1 pseudogene is annotated in these 257 nt (G+C 61.5%); it reads left to right on the top strand.

Features of this window, described 5'->3' with window-relative positions:
- Positions 1–257, top strand: a pseudogene (gene araG, locus SB765_RS31325) (L-arabinose ABC transporter ATP-binding protein AraG); the annotation flags it as partial.

Raw genomic sequence — 257 nt, 5'->3', positions numbered from 1 at the left:
GGCGGCAACCAGCAGAAGGCCATTCTCGGCCGCTGGCTGTCGATGCCGATGAAAGTGCTGCTGCTGGATGAGCCCACGCGCGGTATCGATATCGGCGCCAAGGCCGAGATTTACCAGATCATCCATAACCTTGCGGCCCAGGGCATCGCGGTGATTGTGGTGTCCAGCGACTTGATGGAAGTGATGGGCATCAGCGACCGCATCCTGGTGCTGTGCGAAGGCGCCATGCGCGGCGAACAAATCCGCGAACACGCGAC

Source organism: Pseudomonas sp. SIMBA_067 (assembly GCF_046534675.1).
GTDB lineage: Bacteria > Pseudomonadota > Gammaproteobacteria > Pseudomonadales > Pseudomonadaceae > Aquipseudomonas > Aquipseudomonas putida.
Note: the sequence above shows the minus strand (reverse complement) of the source record. Positions and strands in the feature narration are given on the sequence as shown.